Source organism: uncultured Tissierella sp., assembly GCF_902479755.1.
Classification (GTDB): domain Bacteria; phylum Bacillota; class Clostridia; order Tissierellales; family Tissierellaceae; genus Tissierella; species Tissierella carlieri.
Genome location: NZ_CABSQO010000052.1, coordinates 1 through 21707, shown reverse-complemented (window position 1 = coordinate 21707; position 21707 = coordinate 1). Strand labels below are relative to the sequence as shown.

The 21707-nt window shown below is 29.0% G+C and carries 23 protein-coding genes; 12 read left to right on the top strand and 11 right to left on the bottom strand.

Translation table 11 applies throughout. The features are described from left to right. Positions 1-180: 180 nt before the first annotated feature. The 10 genes from RDK80_RS18275 to dnaA form a co-directional block, all read right to left on the bottom strand. The gene (locus tag RDK80_RS18275; protein ID WP_216556619.1) at positions 181-972 is read right to left on the bottom strand and encodes a SigB/SigF/SigG family RNA polymerase sigma factor; all 792 of its coding nucleotides are present in this window, start codon (positions 970-972) and stop codon (positions 181-183) included. Then, the gene (locus RDK80_RS18270) at positions 969-1346 is read right to left on the bottom strand and encodes an ATP-binding protein (protein ID WP_094904217.1); all 378 of its coding nucleotides are present in this window, start codon (positions 1344-1346) and stop codon (positions 969-971) included. The genes RDK80_RS18275 and RDK80_RS18270 overlap by 4 nt, the downstream gene beginning before the upstream one ends. After that, positions 1339-1668 carry an STAS domain-containing protein gene (locus tag RDK80_RS18265; protein ID WP_094904218.1) on the bottom strand — a complete coding sequence of 110 codons (330 nt, stop codon included), beginning with the start codon at positions 1666-1668 and terminating at the stop codon, positions 1339-1341. Before RDK80_RS18265 ends, RDK80_RS18270 begins: the two co-directional genes overlap by 8 nt. A gap of 168 nt (positions 1669-1836) precedes the next feature. Next, positions 1837-4260: a DNA gyrase subunit A gene (gene gyrA, locus RDK80_RS18260; protein ID WP_094904219.1), complete on the bottom strand. Its 2424-nt coding sequence runs from the start codon at positions 4258-4260 to the stop codon at positions 1837-1839. Between the two features lie 10 nt (positions 4261-4270). After that, positions 4271-6199: a DNA topoisomerase (ATP-hydrolyzing) subunit B gene (gene gyrB, locus RDK80_RS18255; protein ID WP_308525101.1), complete on the bottom strand. Its 1929-nt coding sequence runs from the start codon at positions 6197-6199 to the stop codon at positions 4271-4273. 25 nt (positions 6200-6224) lie between these two features. Next, complete coding sequence (gene remB, locus RDK80_RS18250) at positions 6225-6476, bottom strand: extracellular matrix regulator RemB (protein WP_094904221.1); 252 nt, start codon at positions 6474-6476, stop codon at positions 6225-6227. A gap of 14 nt (positions 6477-6490) precedes the next feature. Then, positions 6491-7591, bottom strand: a complete 1101-nt coding sequence (gene recF, locus RDK80_RS18245; protein WP_216556609.1) for a DNA replication/repair protein RecF — start codon at positions 7589-7591, stop codon at positions 6491-6493. Positions 7592-7618: 27 nt separating this feature from the next. Further along, positions 7619-7828 (bottom strand): RNA-binding S4 domain-containing protein, encoded by a 210-nt coding sequence (locus tag RDK80_RS18240; RefSeq protein ID WP_308525100.1) that lies wholly within the window; start codon positions 7826-7828, stop codon positions 7619-7621. Positions 7829-7842: 14 nt separating this feature from the next. Next, the gene (gene dnaN, locus RDK80_RS18235; RefSeq protein WP_308525099.1) at positions 7843-8949 is read right to left on the bottom strand and encodes a DNA polymerase III subunit beta; all 1107 of its coding nucleotides are present in this window, start codon (positions 8947-8949) and stop codon (positions 7843-7845) included. A gap of 183 nt (positions 8950-9132) precedes the next feature. After that, complete coding sequence (dnaA, locus tag RDK80_RS18230) at positions 9133-10464, bottom strand: chromosomal replication initiator protein DnaA (protein ID WP_308525098.1); 1332 nt, start codon at positions 10462-10464, stop codon at positions 9133-9135. A gap of 568 nt (positions 10465-11032) precedes the next feature. Here dnaA and rpmH point away from each other — a divergent pair. The 9 genes from rpmH to noc all read left to right on the top strand — a co-directional run bounded on the left by rpmH (position 11033) and on the right by noc (position 18498). Beyond that, a complete protein-coding gene (gene rpmH / locus RDK80_RS18225) occupies positions 11033-11167 on the top strand; it encodes a 50S ribosomal protein L34 (RefSeq protein ID WP_072977524.1) in 135 nt (44 codons plus the stop codon). Positions 11168-11264: 97 nt separating this feature from the next. After that, positions 11265-11621 (top strand): ribonuclease P protein component, encoded by a 357-nt coding sequence (rnpA, locus tag RDK80_RS18220; protein ID WP_094904241.1) that lies wholly within the window; start codon positions 11265-11267, stop codon positions 11619-11621. Further along, positions 11614-11829, top strand: coding sequence for a membrane protein insertion efficiency factor YidD (gene yidD, locus RDK80_RS18215; RefSeq protein ID WP_094904224.1), 216 nt, complete (start codon positions 11614-11616; stop codon positions 11827-11829). The genes rnpA and yidD overlap by 8 nt, the downstream gene beginning before the upstream one ends. A gap of 14 nt (positions 11830-11843) precedes the next feature. Then, the gene (locus RDK80_RS18210) at positions 11844-12551 is read left to right on the top strand and encodes a YidC/Oxa1 family membrane protein insertase (protein ID WP_094904225.1); all 708 of its coding nucleotides are present in this window, start codon (positions 11844-11846) and stop codon (positions 12549-12551) included. A gap of 4 nt (positions 12552-12555) precedes the next feature. After that, positions 12556-13188 (top strand): RNA-binding cell elongation regulator Jag/EloR, encoded by a 633-nt coding sequence (gene jag / locus RDK80_RS18205; protein ID WP_094904226.1) that lies wholly within the window; start codon positions 12556-12558, stop codon positions 13186-13188. A gap of 228 nt (positions 13189-13416) precedes the next feature. Continuing rightward, positions 13417-14790 carry a tRNA uridine-5-carboxymethylaminomethyl(34) synthesis GTPase MnmE gene (gene mnmE / locus RDK80_RS18200; protein ID WP_094904227.1) on the top strand — a complete coding sequence of 458 codons (1374 nt, stop codon included), beginning with the start codon at positions 13417-13419 and terminating at the stop codon, positions 14788-14790. A gap of 194 nt (positions 14791-14984) precedes the next feature. After that, a complete protein-coding gene (mnmG, locus tag RDK80_RS18195) occupies positions 14985-16898 on the top strand; it encodes a tRNA uridine-5-carboxymethylaminomethyl(34) synthesis enzyme MnmG (RefSeq protein WP_094904228.1) in 1914 nt (637 codons plus the stop codon). Beyond that, positions 16891-17607: a 16S rRNA (guanine(527)-N(7))-methyltransferase RsmG gene (rsmG, locus tag RDK80_RS18190; protein ID WP_094904229.1), complete on the top strand. Its 717-nt coding sequence runs from the start codon at positions 16891-16893 to the stop codon at positions 17605-17607. The genes mnmG and rsmG overlap by 8 nt, the downstream gene beginning before the upstream one ends. Before the next feature lie 99 nt (positions 17608-17706). Beyond that, positions 17707-18498: a nucleoid occlusion protein gene (noc, locus tag RDK80_RS18185; protein ID WP_094904230.1), complete on the top strand. Its 792-nt coding sequence runs from the start codon at positions 17707-17709 to the stop codon at positions 18496-18498. A gap of 52 nt (positions 18499-18550) precedes the next feature. On the opposite strand, the gene RDK80_RS18180 is transcribed toward noc, so the two are convergent. Then, entirely contained in the window at positions 18551-19318 is a 768-nt protein-coding gene (locus tag RDK80_RS18180; protein WP_235601429.1) for a polysaccharide deacetylase family protein, read from the bottom strand. A 274-nt stretch (positions 19319-19592) separates the two neighbouring features. Here RDK80_RS18180 and RDK80_RS18175 point away from each other — a divergent pair, with 274 nt between their 5' ends. The 3 genes from RDK80_RS18175 to RDK80_RS18165 all read left to right on the top strand — a co-directional run bounded on the left by RDK80_RS18175 (position 19593) and on the right by RDK80_RS18165 (position 21551). Next, a complete protein-coding gene (locus RDK80_RS18175; protein ID WP_308525097.1) occupies positions 19593-19826 on the top strand; it encodes a PF20097 family protein in 234 nt (77 codons plus the stop codon). Positions 19827-19908: 82 nt separating this feature from the next. Beyond that, complete coding sequence (locus RDK80_RS18170) at positions 19909-20217, top strand: GNAT family N-acetyltransferase (RefSeq protein ID WP_308525096.1); 309 nt, start codon at positions 19909-19911, stop codon at positions 20215-20217. Positions 20218-20660: 443 nt separating this feature from the next. Continuing rightward, positions 20661-21551 carry an aminoglycoside phosphotransferase family protein gene (locus RDK80_RS18165; protein WP_308525095.1) on the top strand — a complete coding sequence of 297 codons (891 nt, stop codon included), beginning with the start codon at positions 20661-20663 and terminating at the stop codon, positions 21549-21551. The last annotated feature ends 156 nt before the right edge of the window (positions 21552-21707 follow it).

The window sequence follows — 21707 nt, the reverse complement described above, 5'->3', positions numbered from 1 at the left end:
TTGATTTGTTTTGTTCAATGTCGCAGCCGACTTTTACTATAATACTCTCTTTAGTAACTAAAGTCAATACTTATTTTAAAAAAGTTTTATTTTCTTTAGAAATATTGGTTTTAGTAGCTTTTTAATAAATAATCTTTGAATAAATTCAAAGATTATTTTATAATAATACATTATTAATTGTTATATCATTGTTCTTTCTATTTCTTTCCTTAGCTTTTCTAAAACTCTTTTTTCTATCCTAGATACTGTCATTTGAGATATATCTAGCATTTTAGCTATAGAAACTTGAGTTTTTTTATTAAAATATCTTTCAATCAATATTTGTTTTTCTACATCATTTAACTTCTCCATAGTCTTAACTAAAAAATCATTATTCTCAATTCTACTAAAATAGTGATCCTCTTCTCCAATTAGGTCTGCTAAATTAACATCTTTATCTTCATTGTTTGAATCATAAGTCACATCTAAAGATTGAGGAGTATATACCTTACTTGCTTCCATGGCCTCTAATATCTCTTCTTCTGAACATTTTAGATAATTTGCTATATCTTCAACTGTAGGTGACCTTTGTAATTGTTGGGATAAAAATACCTTTGCATTATTTATCTTCTTAGATAATTCTTGTATTCTTCTAGGTACTCTTATGGTCCACCCCTTATCTCTGAAATATTTCTTTATTTCTCCTATTATAGTTGGAGTTGCAAAGCTAGAAAATTCATAACCTTTATCTATATCATATCTATCTATAGCATATATAAGTCCAATACAAGCCACTTGATATATATCGTCATATTCTATACCCCTATTTGCATATTTTTTTGATAAAATCTCCGCTATATATATATGTTTTTCAATTAATTTATCTCTAGTATCCTTATCCTTATTTTGACTATAGGATTTAAATAAGTTTTTAATCTCTGTTTTGTCTTTTAATTCTTTATTTTCTCTTTCATCTTGCCCCTTATTAGTCATTGATCATCATCCTCTATATACTTGATCATTTTTATTCCGTCTCCATTAAATACAACTTCATCCATCAATGACTTTATAATTAATAAACCTAATTCTCTTTCTTTTCTTTCATCCAAGTCTTCAGGTATATTTTCACTAACATTTGTTACCTCTATAGATAATTTTTCTTCATCTATTTCAAATACTAAAGATATTTCTTCTCCATCGCTTAGCATAAGGGAGTTAACACAAGCTTCTCCTATAGAAACTTTAATATCCTCTATGTCATCTACATTTAATCCCATACTATGTGCTATTCCTGAGGTAGTAAGCCTAACTAAGCTAATATAGTCTGGCTTTCTAGGTATTGTGAAACTTATTACATCCTTATTCATCCTTTTCACCTCTTATAATAAACAACTTATCTAATTCTGTAATATCAAATATTTTTCTTATATTTGGCTTAATATTTGATAAATAAATTTTGTATTCATTATCTTTAAGCTTTTTCAAAATAGATATTAACGCTCCTAGTCCCGTACTATCGACATAATTTAGATTTTCTCCATCTATTAATATATCTGTTTGCTTACTACTAAAATGTTTCAATATCTCCTCTTTAAATTTTGGAGAAGTATAGATATCTATTTCTCCCTCTGGCAAAAATACCCACTGATTTTCTCTCTCATCAAACTTTACTTGTATATTTAGAGACATTACAAACCCTCCTTTATCTACATAACAATATGTATTAATTTTATAATAAAAATAGTTTAATGTAAAGCAAAATACCCGGATTTAGAAATTTTTACCTAAAAAGAAATCCTTTATCCATTCAGTATAAAAATACCTGAACGAAATAAAGGATTATAATTGATTATTACATTATTCTTCTTCTACATATTTTGCTACAGCTACTACCCTATCATCTTTCATCTTCATGAGAGTAACTCCTTGGGTACTTCTACCCATGATAGAAATATCTTTAGCTATAAGTCTAATAATTGTACCCGTAAATGAAATTATCAATAATTCATCATTATCATCTACAACCTTAGCTGAAACTATATCACCAGTTTTTTCTTTTATGTTATAAGTTATTAGTCCTTTTCCTCCCCTATTTTGAATTTTATACTCATCTAGTGAAGTTCTCTTTCCAAATCCATATTCTGAAATAACTAATAACTTCTTACCTTCTTCAACTAATTCCATAGCTACAACCTGATCATTATTTCTTAGACTAATGGCTTTTACTCCCATGGCAGATCTTCCCATTTCTCTAACATCATTTTCATCAAATCTGATAGACATACCTTTTTTAGTTACTACAATCATTTCTCTATTTCCATTTGTTTTTCTAACACCTATTAATTCATCACTATCCCTTAGACTAATAGCTATAATACCATTCTTTCTGATATTTTCAAAATTATCTAAGCTGGTCTTTTTAATGATACCTTCTTTAGTAATGAAAACAAGATTACTCTCTGTAGTATTCTTATCTATAGGTACTATAGCATTTACCTTTTCATCACCTGTTAGATTTAATAGATTTATTATAGCTGTTCCTTTTGCCTGTCTACCACCTTCAGGAATCTCGTATGCCTTTAAGGAGAACACTTTACCTTTATTAGTAAAGAACAATATTGTATCATGAGTTGAAGTAATATATAGGTCCTCTACGAAATCTTCTTCCCTAGTCGTTAAAGCTACTATTCCCTTTCCGCCTCTTTTCTGAGTCTTATAAGTATACTCCGGAGTTCTCTTTATATAACCGAAATGAGTTAATGTAATTACAACATCTTCTTCTTCAATCATATCTTCTATATCTATCTCATCAGCAGAAGGCATTATTCTAGTTCTTCTTGGATCTCCATACTTTTCTTTTATTTCAATTAGTTCTTCTTTAATTATTTGATATACTAATCTTTCATTAGCTAGTATTTCTCTAAACCTATTAATCTCTTTTATCAATGCTTCATATTCTTCTTCTAATTTTTCTCTTTCCAGACCTGTCAGACGTCTAAGTCTCATATCTAATATTGCCTGAGACTGCTTATCTGATAACCCAAAGCTATCCATTAAAGCTTCTTTTGCTATAGCTTCAGTCTTAGATGACCTTATTATACGTATTACCTCATCTATATTATCTAATGCTATTTTTAATCCTTCTACTATGTGAGCTCTTTCTTCTGCCTTAGCTAAGTCATATTGAGTTCTTCTAGTTATTATATCTTTTTGATGAGCTATATAATGAGTCAACATTTGCTTTAGATCAAGGATTTTTGGTTCATCATTTACTAAAGCCAGCATTATTACTCCAAAAGTAGTTTGTAATTGAGTATGCTTATATAGATTATTTAATACTACATTTGGATTTGCATCTCTTTTAATCTCTATAACTACTCTCATACCTTCTCTATCAGATTCATCCCTTAGATCAGATATTCCTTCTAATTTTTTATCTCTAACATATTCAGCTATCTTTTCAATTAAATTAGCTTTATTAACTTGGTAAGGAAGTTCAGTTACTATGATTCTATGTCTTCCCTTATTTGTTTCTTCTATTTCAGTAACTGCTCTTACTGTTATTTTACCTCTTCCTGTTTTATAAGCAGATTTTATACCCTCTTTACCCATTATATGACCGGCTGTTGGAAAATCTGGTCCTTTTATTGATGTCATTAATTCTTCAACATCAGCATCAGGATTATCTATAAGTACTATAGCACCATCTATTACTTCTTTTAGATTATGAGGAGGAATATTTGTTGCCATTCCTACAGCTATACCTGAAGAACCATTAACTAATAAATTAGGAAATCTGCTTGGTAAAACTACAGGCTCTTTTAACGTTTCATCAAAGTTTGGTCTATAATCTATAGTATCTTTTCCTATATCCCTTAGCATTTCCATCGCAAGTTTAGTCATTCTCGCCTCTGTATAACGCATAGCAGCAGCTTCATCACCATCTATAGATCCAAAGTTTCCATGACCATCTACTAACGGATATCTAATATTGAAATCCTGTGCAAGTCTTACCATTGCATCATAAACTGAGCTATCCCCATGAGGATGATACTTACCTAGTACGTCCCCGACAACCCTAGCAGACTTTCTGTAAGGTTTATCTGGCCCCATACCAAGCTCATCCATAGCATAGATTATCCTTCTATGAACAGGCTTTAGTCCATCACGTACATCTGGTAAAGCACGGCTCATAATTACACTCATGGAATAGTCTAAGTAGGATTTCTTCATTTCCTGTTCAATATTTATTTCTACTATATTGTCAAATTCTCTATCCATACTTGACCTCCTATATATCTAAATTTTTTACAAACTTAGCATTCTCTTCAATAAATTCTCTTCTTGGTTGTACTTTATCACCCATTAAAGTTGTAAATACTTCATCAGCTGCCACAGCATCCTCTAAAGTTACTTTTAATAGTGTTCTTGTTTCTGGATTCATAGTTGTATCCCAAAGTTGTTCTGGATTCATTTCTCCAAGACCTTTATATCTTTGAATAGCATAGTTAGATCTACCTATTTCCTCTAACAAATCATCTAATTCCTTATCACTATATACATAATGTTCCTGTCTACTTTTAGTTACTTTATAAAGTGGTGGCTGAGCAATATATATATGCCCATTATCTATTAACTCTTTCATATATCTATAGAAGAAAGTTAATAGTAAAGTTCTAATATGCGCGCCATCTACGTCGGCATCAGTCATCAATATTATTTTTCCATATCTTAATTTTTCTATATTAAAATCTTCACCAATACCTGTTCCAAAGGCTGTAATCATAATTTTTATTTCCTCTGAACTTAATATCTTATCTAATCTAGCCTTCTCTACATTTAATATCTTTCCTCTTAGGGGTAATATAGCCTGAAATTTCTTATCTCTACCTTGCTTTGCACTACCACCAGCTGAATTTCCCTCTACTAGATATATCTCTGTAGTCTCTAAATCAGAATCTTGACAATCTGCTAATTTCCCAGGTAATGTAGTATTCTCTAATACGCTCTTTCTTCTAGTTAAATCTCTTGCCTTTCTAGCGGCTTCTCTTGCCCTTTGAGAAGATATGGCTTTTTCTAATATTATTTTTGCCTCTCTAGGATTTTCTTCTAAATATATATTTAAATAGTCATATGTTAAAGTTTCAACTATACCTCTTGTCTCACTATTTCCTAGTTTACTTTTAGTTTGACCTTCAAATTGGGGTTCCATTAACTTGACTGATAATATACCTGTCAAACCCTCTCTTACATCATCTCCGCTAAGATTCTCCTCTTTTTCTTTTATAATTCCATACTTTCTACCATAGTCATTCATGACCCTAGTTAAAGCTGTTCTAAATCCTGATAAATGTGTTCCACCCTCTGGAGTGTTTATATTATTTGCAAAGGTAAATATATTTTCTGTATATCCATCAGTATATTGTAATGCTAATTCTACAGTTGTTCCATCTTTTTCTCCCTCATAATATACTATATCTTTTTGTATAGGAGTTTTATTTTTGTTTATATACTCTACGAAAGACTTTATTCCACCTTCATAATGGAATTCTTTTGTTTTTCCTTCCCTCTCATCTTCTAATATAATTTTGATTCCTTTATTTAAAAATGCCATTTCTCTAAATCTATGTTCTAAGGTTTCAAAACTAAATATTATAGTCTCAAATATTTCTGCATCTGGTTTGAAATGGATAGTTGTACCTGTTTCATCAGACTCTCCTATAGTTTCAAGTTCTGTTTTTGCTAATCCTCTTTCAAATTTTTGCATATATTCTTTACCATTTCTTCTTACCTTAGCTACTAGCCACTCAGATAGTGCATTTACTACAGAAACCCCAACACCATGCAGCCCACCGGATACTTTATATGCACCATTATTAAACTTACCACCTGCATGTAATATAGTTAAAACAGTCTCTACAGTGGATTTTCCTGTTTGTGGATGTTTTTCAACTGGTATTCCACTACCATTATCTGATACCTTTACTGAGTTATCATCAAAAATAGTGACCCTGATGGTGTCACAAATTCCCGCTAAAGCCTCATCTATACTATTATCTACTACTTCATATACTAAATGGTGAAGTCCTTTTGGTCCTGTACTGCCTATATACATACCTGGTCTTTTTCTTACTGGCTCTAGACCTGTAAGTACTTGGATATCTTGAGCTGTATAATGTCTATCATTGTTACCGTTTATCCCATTTTTTTCATTGGCCATTAAATTACCTCCAATCTAATATTATCTATTCGTAAATATTTCTATTTGATAGTGCTTTCGAAGATATGTTTGATGTATAAACTATTGTCTTATTATTATCTGATACAACTATATAGGATTTTGTATTTTGATCTAAAGAACCAATTACACAATTATCTTCTATTAATTTATTTATAAATTCCCTAGTTTTTTTTGTACCTTCAGCAGCTTTTTTATCTAGTATAGCTATTATATTTTTTTCAAATATATAGTTATTTTCACCTATATGAATAATCATCCTATGACTCCTATCTACATTAATTTCCCCTCTTCTATATAAAATATAGATTTTTCGATTGTTTCCATTTCTTTTAGGTCTATGGCATCTGTTACTGTTATTAATGTCTGCATATCTTGGAAAGATTTAATTAAATACTTTCTTCTCTCTTCATCTAATTCAGAAAAAACATCATCTAAAAGTAATACTGGATAAATTCCTCTCTGCTTTTTTATTAATTCTACTTCAGATAGTTTTATAGATAATACTACAGTTCTTTGCTGACCTTGAGATCCATATGTCTTAAGCTCCTTATCATTTATTGTCATCAATATATCGTCTCTATGAGGTCCTAATTGTGTAGAAGCTGCTTCTATATCCTTATCTATATACTTTTTAAGCTTATTTAAATAATTTTTTTCCATTTCTATTTTATTATCTAATATTTCAATATTAGATAAATACTTTAATTCTAGATTTTCTCGAGATAGGGTTATTTTATTATGAGTAATACTAGATATCTTAGAAAGTTCTTGTACATATTTATCTCTTTCTAAAATTATATCTGTACCTATTTTTGCAAGCTGTAAGTCAAATATTTCTAAAAGACTAGATATATTCGTTTGAAACTTACTTGATCTTAACAAATTGTTTCTTTGAAACAATATTTTATTATATCTATTTATATTAAAGTTATATACAGGCCTTATTTGAGAAATCTCCATATCTAAAAAATTTCTTCTCTCTCCTGGTCCTTCCTTTACAAGTTTTAAATCTTCAGGTGAGAAAATAACCACATTTAATCCACTATAGAGTTCTTTATAATTCTTTAGTTCAGTCTTATTTACTCTAATTCTTTTTGCTTTTTCTCTCTCTAATTTTATTTCAATAAATTTTTCCTGCTTCCCTATATTCATTTGTGCTCCAACATAAGCTTCATTTTTATTAAAATTGATTATCTCTTTATCCCTATTTGTTCTAAAGGATCTTCCTGTTGCACAAATATATACTGCTTCAAGTAAATTAGTTTTCCCCTGAGCATTTTTTCCTATAAAAATATTTGTCTTTTTATTCAGGTCTATGTTTAGACTATAATAATTTCTAAAATTTATAAGTCTAATATTTTTTACATGCAAAAAAAACACCCCTTAAGGTAAATAATATTATATCACAACAAAAGATCCATAACCTTTAATTTCAATAATATCATTTTTCCTTATTTTTTTTCCTCTTTGTAATGTAACTTCATTATTGACTATTATACTACCTTCACTAATCATAATCTTTGCTTGACCACCAGTTTGTGTAATACCTGCAAGCTTTAAGAACTGATCTAATTTAATATAATCAGTTTCTATAGATATTTCTTTCATAGATTATCTCTCCTCTAAAAATCATCTTGTGCAAGACGCACTGGCAAGACTAAATAAGTATAGTTTTCATCTTGCAAAGGTTTTATAATACATGGATTTAAACTTCCCATGAAATTTAACTTTATTTCCTCTGCATCGATTACTTTTATACCTTCTAATATATATCTTGAGTTAAAGGCAATATTTATATTTTCTCCATTGGCTTGAGCCATTATCATTTCATTTACATTTCCTATTTCAGAATTAGATTTTATTAATATTTGTCCATCTATTATGCTTAACTTAACTAAATTTGCCTTTTCTTCTTTTGCAAGCAATGACGCTCTTTCAAGACTATCTTGAAATGCCTTTTTATTTACTATTGCAGATGTTTTATGATCTTTCCTTATAATTTCTTTATAATTAAAGAACTGTCCTTCTAATAATCTTGAATATACTATAGTATCTCCTATATTAAATACTACATGCCCAGGTGCAGCTGCGATTTCCATATTACTTTCATTATCTTCTACTATTTTATTTATCTCATTTAAAGCCCTACCTGGTATTATTATCTTAATTTCCACATCTGATTGTATAGGTAACTTTCTTAAAGCTAATCTATATCCATCTAAAGCTACGAAAGAAATGTTACTATCTATTATTTCAAATAGTACTCCTGTAAGAGATGGTCTTGTTTCATCTTGAGTTGTAGCAAAGACTGTTTGTCTTATGGCAGATTTAAATAAATCATTCGGCAATTGAAATGTAGTATGTTCTAAAACTATAGGTAAATCTGGATATTCTTTAGATGAATTACCTAATATATTAAATTCTGAGTTTTCACATTTAATATTAATATTGTTATTATCAACATCTATATAAATAGAAGCATCTGGAAGTTTTTTAATTATATCCCCAAATATTCTAGAATTAACTACAATAGAACCTTCTCTTTCTATTTCACAATTAACATAGGTTTCTATACTTATTTCCAAATCTGTTCCTGTAAGTTTTAATTTATCCTTATGTGCTTCTAACAATATTCCGTCTAATATTTGTAAAGTAGTTCTTGAAGATATCCCTTTTTGTGCAATATTTATATGTTTAGCTAAGTCTTTTTGGTTTACTTTTATTTTCATTTATTTAGACCTCCTTTTTTTCCCAGATATAGAAAGAATATAAAATATATAGTAGTAATAGTAGTAGGGGCTGTGATTATGTGGATAATTATTGATTGATAGAAATATCAAATCTTTTATCAACTTAATAACATGTGGATAAGTATTTGGAAAGCATAAAAGATATCCACATTAATTAATAAATTATCCTTTTAATTCTTTTACTATATCATCGATTTTTCTTTTTAATTCTGAACTTTCATTTATATCTGTGCTTATTTTGTCATATGCATGTATAACAGTTGTGTGATCTCTACCTCCAAATTCCTCTCCTATTTTAGGTAGTGATAAATCTGTTAATTCTCTAGTTAGATACATAGCAATTTGTCTAGGATATGCTATAGCCCTAGTCCTCTTTTTAGAGTTAAAGTCATCAATTTTAACTTTAAAATTTTTAGATACCATTTCTTTTATTAGTTCAACGGTGATTTCTATGGACTTATTACTTGATAATATATCTTTTAAAGCCTCTTCAGCTAATTCTTCGGTAACTTCGCTATTTGTTAGAGAGGAATAAGCTACTACTCTTATCAATGCTCCTTCAAGTTCCCTAATATTTGATTGAATTTTCGAAGCTATATAGAGCATTACATTATCACTAACCTTAATATTCTCAACATTAGCTTTTTTTCTAAGTATTGCGATTCTAGTTTCTAGATCTGGCGGCTGAATATCAGCAATTAATCCCCATTCAAATCTAGATCTAAGTCTATCTTCTAATGTAGGAATTTCCTTAGGCGGCCTATCACTAGATATAATTATTTGTTTATTAGCTTCATGTAAGGCATTAAAAGTATGGAAAAATTCTTCTTGAGTTCCCTCTTTACCTGCAATAAATTGAATATCATCTATTAGGAGTACATCTATATTTCTATATTTATTTCTAAACTCTTCATTTCTATATTCTCTTATAGAGTTGATAAGTTCATTTGTAAATTTTTCTGATGTAACATATACTACTTTTGAGTTGGGATTCTGGCTAAGTGTATAATGACCAATTGCATGCATCAAGTGAGTTTTTCCAAGTCCTACTCCTCCATATAGAAATAATGGATTATAGGCTTGTGCTGGTGCTTCAGCTACGGCTAGGGAAGCAGCATGTGCAAAACGATTACTGTTACCTATTACAAATGTATCAAAGGTATATTTTGGATTTAATTGGGATCTTTGATTACTATCATTGACCTCTTGTACTATGGGTTGTCCTACATTTAGAGAATATTCTTCTCCAGGTATAATAAATTGAATATCAAATTCTTCCTCAGTAACATGAGAAAAAGCATTTTTTATTAGATTTAGATATCTTCCTACCAAAATTCCCTTTGTAAATTCATTAGGGGCGGCTAGGATTACTTTATTGGAAGAAATACTAATAGGTTCTATTGTTTTTAACCAAGTATTAAAGCTAACTTCAGTTAATTCAACTTTAATTAGATTCAACACTTCATTCCAAATATTATCTAAACTTGAAGCCATCTTTTTACCTCCTATTCATTAAAATTATTGCCAATAGAAAAAAAAATAAACTTATTTATAAAAGTTATAAACATAGTTATCAACAAAAAAAGAAAAATATATATGTAAAAATAATTAAGTTTGGAAAATGTTATTTGTGGATAAACTATTAATAAAATGTTATTAATAAAATAAATTAGCAAAATATCAACTTATCAACATATTTAAGAAGAATAAAAATGTGGATAAAAGAATAGGTAAATACACTGTTTTAATAAAATTTAAAAAATAATATTGAAAGTTATACACAAACTATCCACAAAATGTGTATAACTTTTAGGTATTGATAAGTTTAAAATAATATCCACATGCTATTTAATAATATCAAAATTTAAGAATATATTCAACAAAATTATCCACAAGTTAAATAAATTGTTAATAACTTTTTATAGCTTCAGTTTTGTTGAAAATTCTTGACATATCTAGTACAAATAAATATAATCATTAGTAGTATTTATGTTTTCTTGTGGGAAAACTCTATATTATTTATATATTTCTGAAGGTATATTATCGAAGGAGGTGTTTCTAAATGAAAAGAACTTATCAGCCAAAGAAAAGACAAAGAAGCAGAGAGCATGGATTTAGAAAAAGAATGAAGACTAGATCAGGTAGAGAAATTATAAAAGCAAGAAGAAGAAGAGGTAGAAAAAAATTAACTGCATAAGGCCGCTAATAAGGTGGCCTTTTTATAACGATTGTTTGATTTTTTCATCAAATATTGGATTTTGAGGCCATTTATTTGGATAAAGGGAGCAAATGCAATGGATAAAATTTTTAGATTGAGAAGTAATATGGAGTTTAAAAGAGTCTATAGTGGTGGAAAGAATTATTGGAATAGAAATTTAGTTCTTTATGTAAAGAAAAATAATGTTGGAAATACTAGGGTAGGTTATTCTATTACTAAGAAAATCGGAAATTCGGTCGTTAGGAATAAAATAAGAAGAAGAATGAAAGAAATCTATAGACTAAATTTTAGTAGTATAAGAGGTAATTATGATTTAATTTTTATACCTAAAAAGAATGTGGTAGATATTTCGTATAAAGAGTTAGAGAGTGCAATGCTTCATATTCTAAAATTAGCAGGTGTATTTATAAGCCAAAGTGATAGCAATGGCTAAATTTGCTATTTTTTTAATTAAAATTTATCAGAATATTATATCGAAATATATACTAACTAGGAAAAACTGCAGATTTTATCCAACATGTTCAGATTATTCTATACAAGCTTATAATAAATATGGTTTTTTAAAAGGGACCTATTTAACTATAAAAAGAATATTGAAATGTCATCCGTTTAATGAAGGAGGATATGATCCGCTTAAATGATAGGGGGTTTATAAATGACGGCTTTTTTAGGTAATATACTAGGTGGACTTCTAAAGTTTATTTATGATATGGTATCTATGATTGGAACAGAGCCAGCAAATTTTTCTTTCTACGCAATGGCTATAATTATAACAACAATAATATTTAAACTTATACTTTTACCTGTTAGTTTACATCAAAGTAAATCTTCAAAGAAAATGAATGAAATTCAACCAAAGATGAAAGAAATTCAAACTAAATATAAAAATGATCCACAAACAGCTCAAGCAAAAATGGCAGAATTATATAAGGAACATAAATATAACCCAGCTTCTGGGTGTTTAGTACTTTTAATTCAATTTCCTATCATTATTGCTTTTTTTAAGGTAATGGGTAACCCTACTACTTTTGCTTTTAAAGATCCAGCAGTTTATGAGGCTATGAATAAAACATTTTTTTGGATCAAAAATTTAAATAATCCAGATCCTTATCTTTGGGGATTACCATTATTAGCTGCAGCAACGACTTATTTACAAAGTGTAACTATGACGTCAGCAAATACAGATCCTCAGGCTCAGGCTACTCAAAGAATGATGAATATGTTTTTACCTATAATGATTTTTATGGCTGCTAGAGGATTTGCAGCAGGACTTGCATTATATTGGGTAATAAGTAATATTTTCTCAATTATACAACAGATAATTTCCAATAAGTCTTTAGGTAAGATTAAGGAGGAGAATTAAAGTCATGAGGTCTGTTATTAAGGTATCAAAAACTGTTGATGAGGCAATAAAAGAGGCTTTAATAGAGTTGAATGCAAATAAAGAAGATGTTAAAATAGAAATAATAGATGAGCCAAGTAAAGGTTTATTTGGATTAATTGGTGGAAAAGATGCAAAGGTTAGGGTTTCTGTTGTATATGACCCTATTGAAATAGCTGATAATTTTTTGTCTAAAGTGTTAAGTTCAATGAATATATCCGCAGTTAATGTAGTAAAAAGAGAAGGAGATATCCTAATAGTAGATATAAAAGACATTAGTTCTACTGATATGGGTATATTAATAGGTAAGCGAGGAAATACACTTGATGCCATTCAATATTTACTATCTCTAGTTATAAATAAGAATAAAGATAGTTACATTAAAGTTGTAGTGGATACAGAAGGATATAGAGCTAAGAGAGAAGAAACTCTAGTAAGATTAGCCAATAAAATGGCTGAAAAAGCTAGATATGTTAAAAGACCAATAAAATTAGAACCTATGAATCCTTATGAAAGAAGAATTATACATTCTGCATTGCAGAATATTCAAGGTATCACTACTTATAGTGAAGGTGATGAGCCTTATAGAAGAGTAGTTATTCAATCAAGACAAAGCTAAAACCCAGTACTATACTGGGTTTCTCTTATGATATAGAAAAATTTACAAAAATTTATATAAATGAATGATTTTGGAATAATAAATACTGGATTAAAGTAGTTTTATTATTTTAGTATTAATGGTATATTACAATTAGTTGGAGTTAACAAAAAGGCAAATTTTTAATTTTAAATAAAAAATTGTAACTTTATGTTAGCCTTTATATATAGATGCAGAAGAGGTGATATTATGACTATTGCTGCTATTTCTACTGCTGTTGGAGAATCAGGTATTGGTATAGTAAGAATTAGTGGAAAGAATGCTTTAAATATTGGAAATATAATATTTAAAGGGAATAAGGTTAAAGAATTAAATGAAGATTATAATAGAAAATTAATATACGGTCATATAGTAGATAAAAAAAATAATCAGTTAATAGATGAAGTTTTAATATCTTATATGAAAGGTCCCCATACCTATACTAGAGAAGATATGGTGGAAGTATATTGTCATGGTGGAATAATTTCTGTAAGAAAGGTCTTAGAGTTGATATTAAATAATGGTGCTAGATTAGCTGAGCCTGGTGAATTTACTAAAAGAGCATTCTTAAATGGGAGATTAGATTTATCTCAAGCAGAGGCTATAATAGATATGATTAGGGCTAAGACTGATAAGAGTTTTGAGGCTTCTTTGAATCAACTGGAAGGTTCTTTATCGAGAAAGATAAAGGAAATAAGAAATATATTGTTAGAAATGATTGCTCATGTTGAGGTTTCTATAGACTTTCCTGATGAAGATATTGAAGAAGTCACATATGAAGATTTGCAGGAAAGTGGAAGCAGGGTAAAGGAAGAAATTGAAAAACTTCTTTCTACAGCAGATAGAGGTAAGATACTTCGAGATGGATTAAATACTGTAATATTGGGGAAGCCAAATGTTGGAAAGTCCTCATTATTAAATGCAGTTCTTAGAGAAAATCGAGCTATAGTAACAGATATACCAGGTACTACAAGAGATATTATAGAGGAATATGTAAATATTGATGGAATACCGCTTAGGATAATAGATACAGCTGGAATAAGAAATACTGATGATTTAGTTGAACAAATTGGGGTAGATAGAGCTAAGGAAACAGTAGAAAAGGCGGATTTAATTATTGCAGTATTTGATGCCTCAAGGGAATTATCTAATGAGGATTATGAAATAATAGAGTTGATAAAGAATAAGAAAAGTATAATTCTTTTAAATAAAACAGATTTACCTACAAAATATAATGAATCTTATTTGAGATCTCTTTTAAATGAAAGGCAGATAATAAGCACATCTATTACATCTGGCATAGGTGTAGATTTATTGGAAAGAAGTATAAAGAGTATGTTCTACAGTGGAGAAATTGAGATCTATTCAGATACTGTGGTTACTAATGTAAGACATAAAAATCAATTAATTAAGGCCTTAGAAAACATAACTCAAGCAATAGAAGATATAAAAGGAAGCGTCCCAATAGATTGTATAGAGGTAGATTTGAAAAATTGTTGGGAGAACTTAGGAGAAATATCTGGTGATACCATTGGAGAAGACATATTAGATAAAATATTTTCTGAGTTCTGTATAGGAAAGTAGAAAGTAATTCACAATTCACATTGCACAATTAGCAATTAAAAGACTGGAATTTGAATTATTAACTAATGCGAAGAAATAATAGTATGGTTGTAACTTACACGTTAGCGAGATAGGTGGATTATAGTTTATTTGAATGTTAAGAATTAATTATGTAGAAGAGAGTAAATTCTCTTGATTTTAGAAAGGTGAAATTTATGAAGGAAGTAAAAAAATATTTTGCAGGAGAATATGATGTTATAGTAGTAGGTGCCGGACATGCAGGTGTTGAAGCTGCTTTAGCAAGTAGTAGAATGGGTATTAATACTATGATAATGACAATGAGCTTAGATTCTATCGTAGCTTTATCTTGTAATCCCAATATAGGTGGTACAGGAAAGGGACATTTGGTAAGAGAAATAGATGCCCTTGGCGGTGAAATGGCATTAAATATAGATAAATCATTTATTCAATCGAGAATGTTAAATACTTCTAAGGGACCAGCTGTTCATTCTCTAAGAGTTCAAGCCGATAAAAAAATGTATCATACTGAAATGAAGAAAGTATTAGAAGATGAACCAAATTTGATTCTAAGACAAGGAGAAATAATAGATATATTATTAGAAGGTAATAAGGTAAAAGGAGTTTTAACTAGAACGGGTGCTATTTATAATTGTAAGGCTGTAATTTTAGCAACAGGTACCTATCTAAAGGGAAGAATATTCATGGGAGAAGTCAATTATGAATCAGGACCAGATGGAATGTTTCCTTCTATACTTTTATCAGATGCACTGAAGGAGAAGGGATTCAATCTAAGAAGAATGAAGACTGGTACACCTGCTAGAGTTCATAGAGATAGTATAGATTATTCAAAGATGGAGATTCAGCCTGGAGATAAGGAAGTTATACCTTTTTCCTTCTTAAATATGGATAAGTTATTTGATAAAGAACAAGTTCCTTGTTATTTAACATATACTACTGAAAAGATGCATGAAATTATAAGGAATAATTTACATCGTTCACCCATGTATGCAGGTGATATTGATGGGGTAGGGCCTAGATATTGCCCATCTATTGAAGATAAAGTTGTAAGGTTTTCTGATAAAAATAAACATCAAGTATTTATAGAACCAGAAGGTTTATCTACTAAGGAAATGTATGTACAAGGTGTTAGTTCTACATTACCAGAGGAAGTACAATTAGAGATGTATAAGGAAATTATAGGGCTTGAAAATGTGAGATTTATGAGATCTGCATATGCTATCGAATATGATTCAATAGATCCTACAATATTGAAAAGGACATTAGAGCATAAAGAAATAAATAATCTTTTCTTTGCAGGTCAAATAAATGGTTCATCAGGATATGAAGAGGCTGCATCTCAAGGCTTAATCGCAGGAATAAATGCTGTTCTGAATATAAAAGGTGAAGAACCATTTATACTTGATAGATCAGAGGCATATATTGGAGTATTAATTGATGATTTAGTCACTAAGGGTACAGAGGAACCTTATAGAATGATGACATCAAGGGCTGAATACAGACTCACTCTAAGGCAAGATAATGCTGATTTGAGGCTTACAGAACGTGGATATAAAATAGGATTAGTAACAGAAGAAAGATATAGAAAGACTCTTGCAAAGAAAGAGTCTATAGAAAAAGAACTTGAGAGACTTAAAAGGGTGCAAATAAATCCAACAATAGAAAATAATAATATTATAGAGAGTCTAAACAGTACACCAATAAATACTCCTACAAATATTTATGAACTTATAAAAAGACCTGAATTAGGATATGATGTATTATCAGTTCTTGATCCAGATAGACCTGATTTATTGAGGGAAATTAGATTACAAGTAGAGACTCAAATTAAATACGAAGGTTATATAAAGAAACAAATGATACAAATAGATCAATTTAAAAAACTAGAAAATAAAAAATTAAGTCAAGATATTGATTATAATGAGATAAAGGGTTTAAGCAATGAAGCAAAACAAAAGCTAAATAATATAAAACCTGATTCTGTAGGACAAGCTTCTAGAATATCAGGTGTTTCACCTTCAGATATAAACGTATTATTAATTTATATGGAGCATAAAAGAAGAGAAGAAAGGGTAGGGATAGATGAGTAATATTGAAACCTTGATAGAGGGTTTAGGAGATTTAGGGATTGAGTTGAGTGTAAAACAGAAGGAACATTTCATTAAATATAAAGACTTATTAAAAGAATGGAATGAAAAAATAAATATAACTGCTATAACTGATGATAAAGAAATAGATATAAAGCATTTTTTAGACAGTTTAACACCGATAATCACAAAATTGTTTGAGGGAAAAAAGAAGATAATAGATATAGGTACAGGTGGAGGATTTCCAGGCTTACCTCTTAAAATTTTCAATAATGAACTTCAAGTTACTCTACTGGATAGCCTAAATAAAAGAATTATTTTTTTAAATGAGGTTATTAAAGCCTTAGAGCTAAAAAATATAGATGCTATACATGGTAGAGCAGAAGAATTTGGTAGGACACCAAAATACAGAGAACAATATGATATTTGTATATCTAGAGCAGTAGCTTCTTTAGATACTCTTTCAGAATACTCTTTACCCTTTGTAAAAGTAGGAGGATACTTTATATCAATGAAAGGGTCAGAAGTAGACGAAGAACTTAAAGAAGCTGAAAAGGGAATAAAGCTTCTAGGTGGAAAAATTTTAAAGAAGGAAATTGTTAGGATTCCTAATTCTGACATAATACATTCTTTGATAATAATACACAAAATACAAGAAACTCCTACAAAATATCCTAGGGGAGGAGGGAAACCAAAGAAAAGTCCCTTATAATATAGGAGAATTTGTAGGAAAAAACTTGGGCAATAAAGAAGGAAATATTCTGCTCAATATAGAAATATATATTAAAGTCAATTGAGAAGAGGGATGCATATGAAAAATTTTCAACCGGAAATCAAATATATTCCTATATCTGATATTAAACCAAATCCATATCAACCTAGAAAAGATTTCAATCAAAGATCATTAGAAGAATTAAGTCAATCGATAAAATCTTATGGAGTAATTCAGCCAATTAGTGTTAGACAGATAAAGGAAGATTCTTATGAGTTAATAGCTGGAGAAAGACGACTTAGAGCTTCGGAATTGGCTGAACTTCATGAGATACCAGCTATTATAGTAGATTATAGGGATAAAGAATCTGCCCTAATTGCATTAATGGAGAACTTACAAAGAGAAGATTTAAATTTTATTGAAGAAGCTGAAGGATATAATAATTTAATAGAAGACCATGGATTCACTCAACAAGAAATAGCTGAAAAAATGGGAAAAAATCAGTCAACAATTGCTAATAAATTAAGACTTCTAAAATTACCAGAGGATATTAAGAAAAATTTATTAGAATATAATCTTACAGAGAGACATGGAAGAGCATTATTAAAATTAGCTGACGATGATTTAAAAAGAAAAATTTTAGAAAAAGTAATAAAGAATGAGCTAAATGTAAATAAGACAGAGGAATTGGTCAATGATATATTAGATGATTTAACTAAGAGAGAGGATAATGAAGTAAAACAAAACATTAAGAGTATGATAAATATTAGAATTTATCTAAATACAATTAAAAAGGCTTTTTCTGCAATTAAAGATACTGGTGTTAAGGCTGAGTATAAAGAGGTAGATAAAGGTGACCATGTAGAAGTAGTTGTCAAAATACCAAAATAAAGTCAGGGATACTCCCTGACTTTTTACTATATATAATGAATACAGTTAAAATTTAATTATAATTATTCAACACCTTTCTTTCTTCGGTAATGTTAATTAATTCAGACATTGTAACAAATTTATATCCTTCATCAATTAATTTAGGCAAAATTATTTTTAAGGCCTCTACAGTATGACTTTCCTCTTTATATACATAATCATGAAAAAGTATAATATCTCCATTTTGTGCCTTTGATAAAGTAGTGTTCACTATTGAATCTACTCCTGGATTGCTCCAATCCTTTGAATCTTGATAGAAAGTCCAAAGAACAATAGAGGTATTATCACTACTGACTATTTTAATTACTTCATCATTATAATTACCATAAGGAGGTCTAAAGACTTTAGGTTTTACATTACTTATGGAATAAATTATGTCTTGTGTTTTTTTAAACTCCTCCTTAATTACGTTTTTTGATGCTTTTTTCATGTTTACATGGGAATAGGAATGGTTACCGACTTCATGTCCTTCTGATATTTGCCTATTTATTATATCTGGATATAATTCGGCATGTATACCTAGAACGAAAAATGTTGCTTTAATATTATATTCCTTTAGTATATCAAGAATCTCAACAGTATATTTGGGATGAGGTCCATCGTCAAAACTTAAGGCTAAAATCTTTTCCTCTTTTGGTCCTTTTGATACGATTGCTGTCTGATTATTTGAAAATGTATATATAGCTTCGGGATATATGTCGTATATGGTTAATGACATCAATATAATAATTACAATCGTAAGATTTAATAGTTTGTTAAGGTCTTTTATTATCTTTCCCATTTAGATTCTCCCTGTATTTGAATTATTATTTCATATAAAATATATATATTCATATAGGCAAGTACATATTATAGAAATTCATCAATAAATAAAATAATGTTCCATGTGGAACATTATTTTATTTATTGATGAATTAGAGGTACTGGGTTATGATGTTGTTAAAGGCTAGTAAATTATAAAATAAAGAAAATATTAGATTTATAAATAAGTTATCAGGATACACAAAAGTAGATGTAGTATATCAATGAATTTATTAATATCTTGGGGGTGTAATATGAATTGTCCATATTGCGGTAAAAAACTTATTTCCGGATTTATTTACGGAGGAGGGTATGGAGTACAGAAAGGAATAATATGGCTACCGGAAAATATAGAGCCGATCTTAGAAGCTTGGGTATTTGAATCAGAAAAATTAAATAAAAATAATCTTTTATCTGAAGCAAAGGTAAAAAGCTACAAATGTTCTAATTGTAGAAAAATAATTATAGATATTGATGATGAAAGTTGAGGACAGAAGATAATTTATAATAAATCTAGGAATTAGCTTCTAGAATAGTAATAGAATGTATTAGATTTATATAAATATCTAAATGTTGAAACTAGATTTCATAGGGGGAAACTATGATATAAGATTAGCAAAATTTGAAGATGAAAAGAAAATATCAATATTGATAGCAAGGTTTAGAGAAAAACTAAAGGAACTTAAGGAAATTAAATCATCTATTAATATTGAGCAAGGAAGAGAAGAGTTTGAAGAATATATGGAGGCAAAATATCCTGTATTTGTTGTAGAAGATGATAGGAAAGAGTTATTAGGATATTTAGTTTGTAGAATTGATGATAGCGTAGTGTGGGCTGAGTCTTTATTTGTTTCTCATGATTCAAGAAGAAGGGGATAGGCATCAAAGTTATATGAAAAAGCGGAAACTATTGCAAGAGAGCTAGGAGAAGACACAGTTTATAATTGGGTAAATCCTAATAATGATAAGATGATATCTTTTTTAGATAAGAGAAGATATAATGTTTTAAATCTAATAGAAATAAGGAAATCATGGAAGGATGAGGCATTAATTCAAAAAATAAAGGTTGGTGACCATGAGTATAATTATTAGGTTTTTACATTTATATTATGAATTTATAAAATTACAGCAGAGAAAATAGAAGATATTAATAGGTATATGATATGGCTGATAAAGTATTAAGATATGAGGGGAGGACTATGGATAGGGAGAGACTTAGTGAAAATGTAAAAAAATTAATTGAAAAGAAAACTAAAGAGCAAGTAGATATAGAAATGACAAATCTATAATTCGTTAATGAAGGCTTTAGTAATGATATAGCTATGTTTAATCTTAAATATTATATAAATCAACTTGAATTCTCTAAGGATGTTGTTTTTAAGGATTATTCAAAGGTTTATAAAGGTAATAGTGGTGTTACAAAATATAAAAAAGAACTGGCTATATTTAAAAGTTATCTTAATAGCGATTATATAAATATTCCAGAAATATATTTTGAAGATGAAGAAAAGACTTTAATTATTATGGAAAAGATTGGGGGTGAAACTCTCGATAGAATCTACATAGATGATAAAGAACAATTTGAATATTTGATGAAAAAATTTGGAGAGACACTTGGGTATATTCACTCCCTAGATATTAATCCAGTTAAAGAGGTAATTCCTGGTTACTACACAAGCCAAAAGAAGTATTTTAATGATTATATAGAATCACTAAAAAATAGAATAATAAATCTAGGGGAAATGGAATATTTAGAAATTCTTGATTCACTCTGTAGAAGATTTAAAGAGGTTAACTTTAATAATATTTGCCTTAATCATGGCGATTATCATTTTTGGAATGTTATATTTACTGATAAAAAACAGCTGTATATTTTGGATTGGGAAAAGTCAAAGATTGTTGATTGTCGATATGATATTGCAAATACATTAATTCTTTGTTATTCATGGTTTGGTATTGATTTAAAAGAATATATGTTAGAAGGTTATGTAAACGTTACTAGAAAGGACATTCAACAACTGGAATGTTTTGAGGCTCTATTGAGCTTTGACTCATTTACTGCTTGTGTTCCTTTTATTCAGGGCGCAGATGATTCATATGTTAGAGATAAAACTTATATGTGGATTAAGCGACGCTATGACCTCTTTGTAGAAAATAATGGACGAAGAATAGAAAAAGCAGAAGAATATTTAAAGACTAAAGGTATTTTATAAGGTTTTTAAAGTTATGATCTATAAATAATTTCATTAGTAACTTATTGTCTTATCTGCAAGTAGAACTTGGAGAATTGTACGACGGGCTATCCAAAAATAATCACTTATAATAGTTTGCTTCATAATATAAAGTTCATTATTAAATTTTATATAAAT

Bases quoted from the DNA above. Each gene is read 5' to 3' on its own strand.
- RDK80_RS18240 (WP_308525100.1), bottom strand. From the start codon at position 7,828: ATGAAAGAAATATCTATAGAAACTGATTATATTAAATTAGATCAGTTC.
- dnaA (WP_308525098.1), bottom strand. From the start codon at position 10,464: ATGGCTTCAAGTTTAGATAATATTTGGAATGAAGTGTTGAATCTAATT.
- RDK80_RS18165 (WP_308525095.1), top strand. From the start codon at position 20,661: ATGTTTAATCTTAAATATTATATAAATCAACTTGAATTCTCTAAGGAT.
- gyrB (WP_308525101.1), bottom strand. From the start codon at position 6,199: ATGGCCAATGAAAAAAATGGGATAAACGGTAACAATGATAGACATTAT.
- RDK80_RS18275 (WP_216556619.1), bottom strand. From the start codon at position 972: ATGACTAATAAGGGGCAAGATGAAAGAGAAAATAAAGAATTAAAAGAC.
- mnmG (WP_094904228.1), top strand. From the start codon at position 14,985: ATGAAGGAAGTAAAAAAATATTTTGCAGGAGAATATGATGTTATAGTA.
- RDK80_RS18210 (WP_094904225.1), top strand. From the start codon at position 11,844: ATGACGGCTTTTTTAGGTAATATACTAGGTGGACTTCTAAAGTTTATT.
- rpmH (WP_072977524.1), top strand. From the start codon at position 11,033: ATGAAAAGAACTTATCAGCCAAAGAAAAGACAAAGAAGCAGAGAGCAT.
- RDK80_RS18175 (WP_308525097.1), top strand. From the start codon at position 19,593: ATGAATTGTCCATATTGCGGTAAAAAACTTATTTCCGGATTTATTTAC.
- RDK80_RS18170 (WP_308525096.1), top strand. From the start codon at position 19,909: ATGTTGAAACTAGATTTCATAGGGGGAAACTATGATATAAGATTAGCA.
- dnaN (WP_308525099.1), bottom strand. From the start codon at position 8,949: ATGAAAATAAAAGTAAACCAAAAAGACTTAGCTAAACATATAAATATT.
- rnpA (WP_094904241.1), top strand. From the start codon at position 11,265: ATGGATAAAATTTTTAGATTGAGAAGTAATATGGAGTTTAAAAGAGTC.
- remB (WP_094904221.1), bottom strand. From the start codon at position 6,476: ATGATTATTCATATAGGTGAAAATAACTATATATTTGAAAAAAATATA.
- gyrA (WP_094904219.1), bottom strand. From the start codon at position 4,260: ATGGATAGAGAATTTGACAATATAGTAGAAATAAATATTGAACAGGAA.
- noc (WP_094904230.1), top strand. From the start codon at position 17,707: ATGAAAAATTTTCAACCGGAAATCAAATATATTCCTATATCTGATATT.
- rsmG (WP_094904229.1), top strand. From the start codon at position 16,891: ATGAGTAATATTGAAACCTTGATAGAGGGTTTAGGAGATTTAGGGATT.
- yidD (WP_094904224.1), top strand. From the start codon at position 11,614: ATGGCTAAATTTGCTATTTTTTTAATTAAAATTTATCAGAATATTATA.
- RDK80_RS18265 (WP_094904218.1), bottom strand. From the start codon at position 1,668: ATGTCTCTAAATATACAAGTAAAGTTTGATGAGAGAGAAAATCAGTGG.
- jag (WP_094904226.1), top strand. From the start codon at position 12,556: ATGAGGTCTGTTATTAAGGTATCAAAAACTGTTGATGAGGCAATAAAA.
- RDK80_RS18270 (WP_094904217.1), bottom strand. From the start codon at position 1,346: ATGAATAAGGATGTAATAAGTTTCACAATACCTAGAAAGCCAGACTAT.
- mnmE (WP_094904227.1), top strand. From the start codon at position 13,417: ATGACTATTGCTGCTATTTCTACTGCTGTTGGAGAATCAGGTATTGGT.
- RDK80_RS18180 (WP_235601429.1), bottom strand. From the start codon at position 19,318: ATGGGAAAGATAATAAAAGACCTTAACAAACTATTAAATCTTACGATT.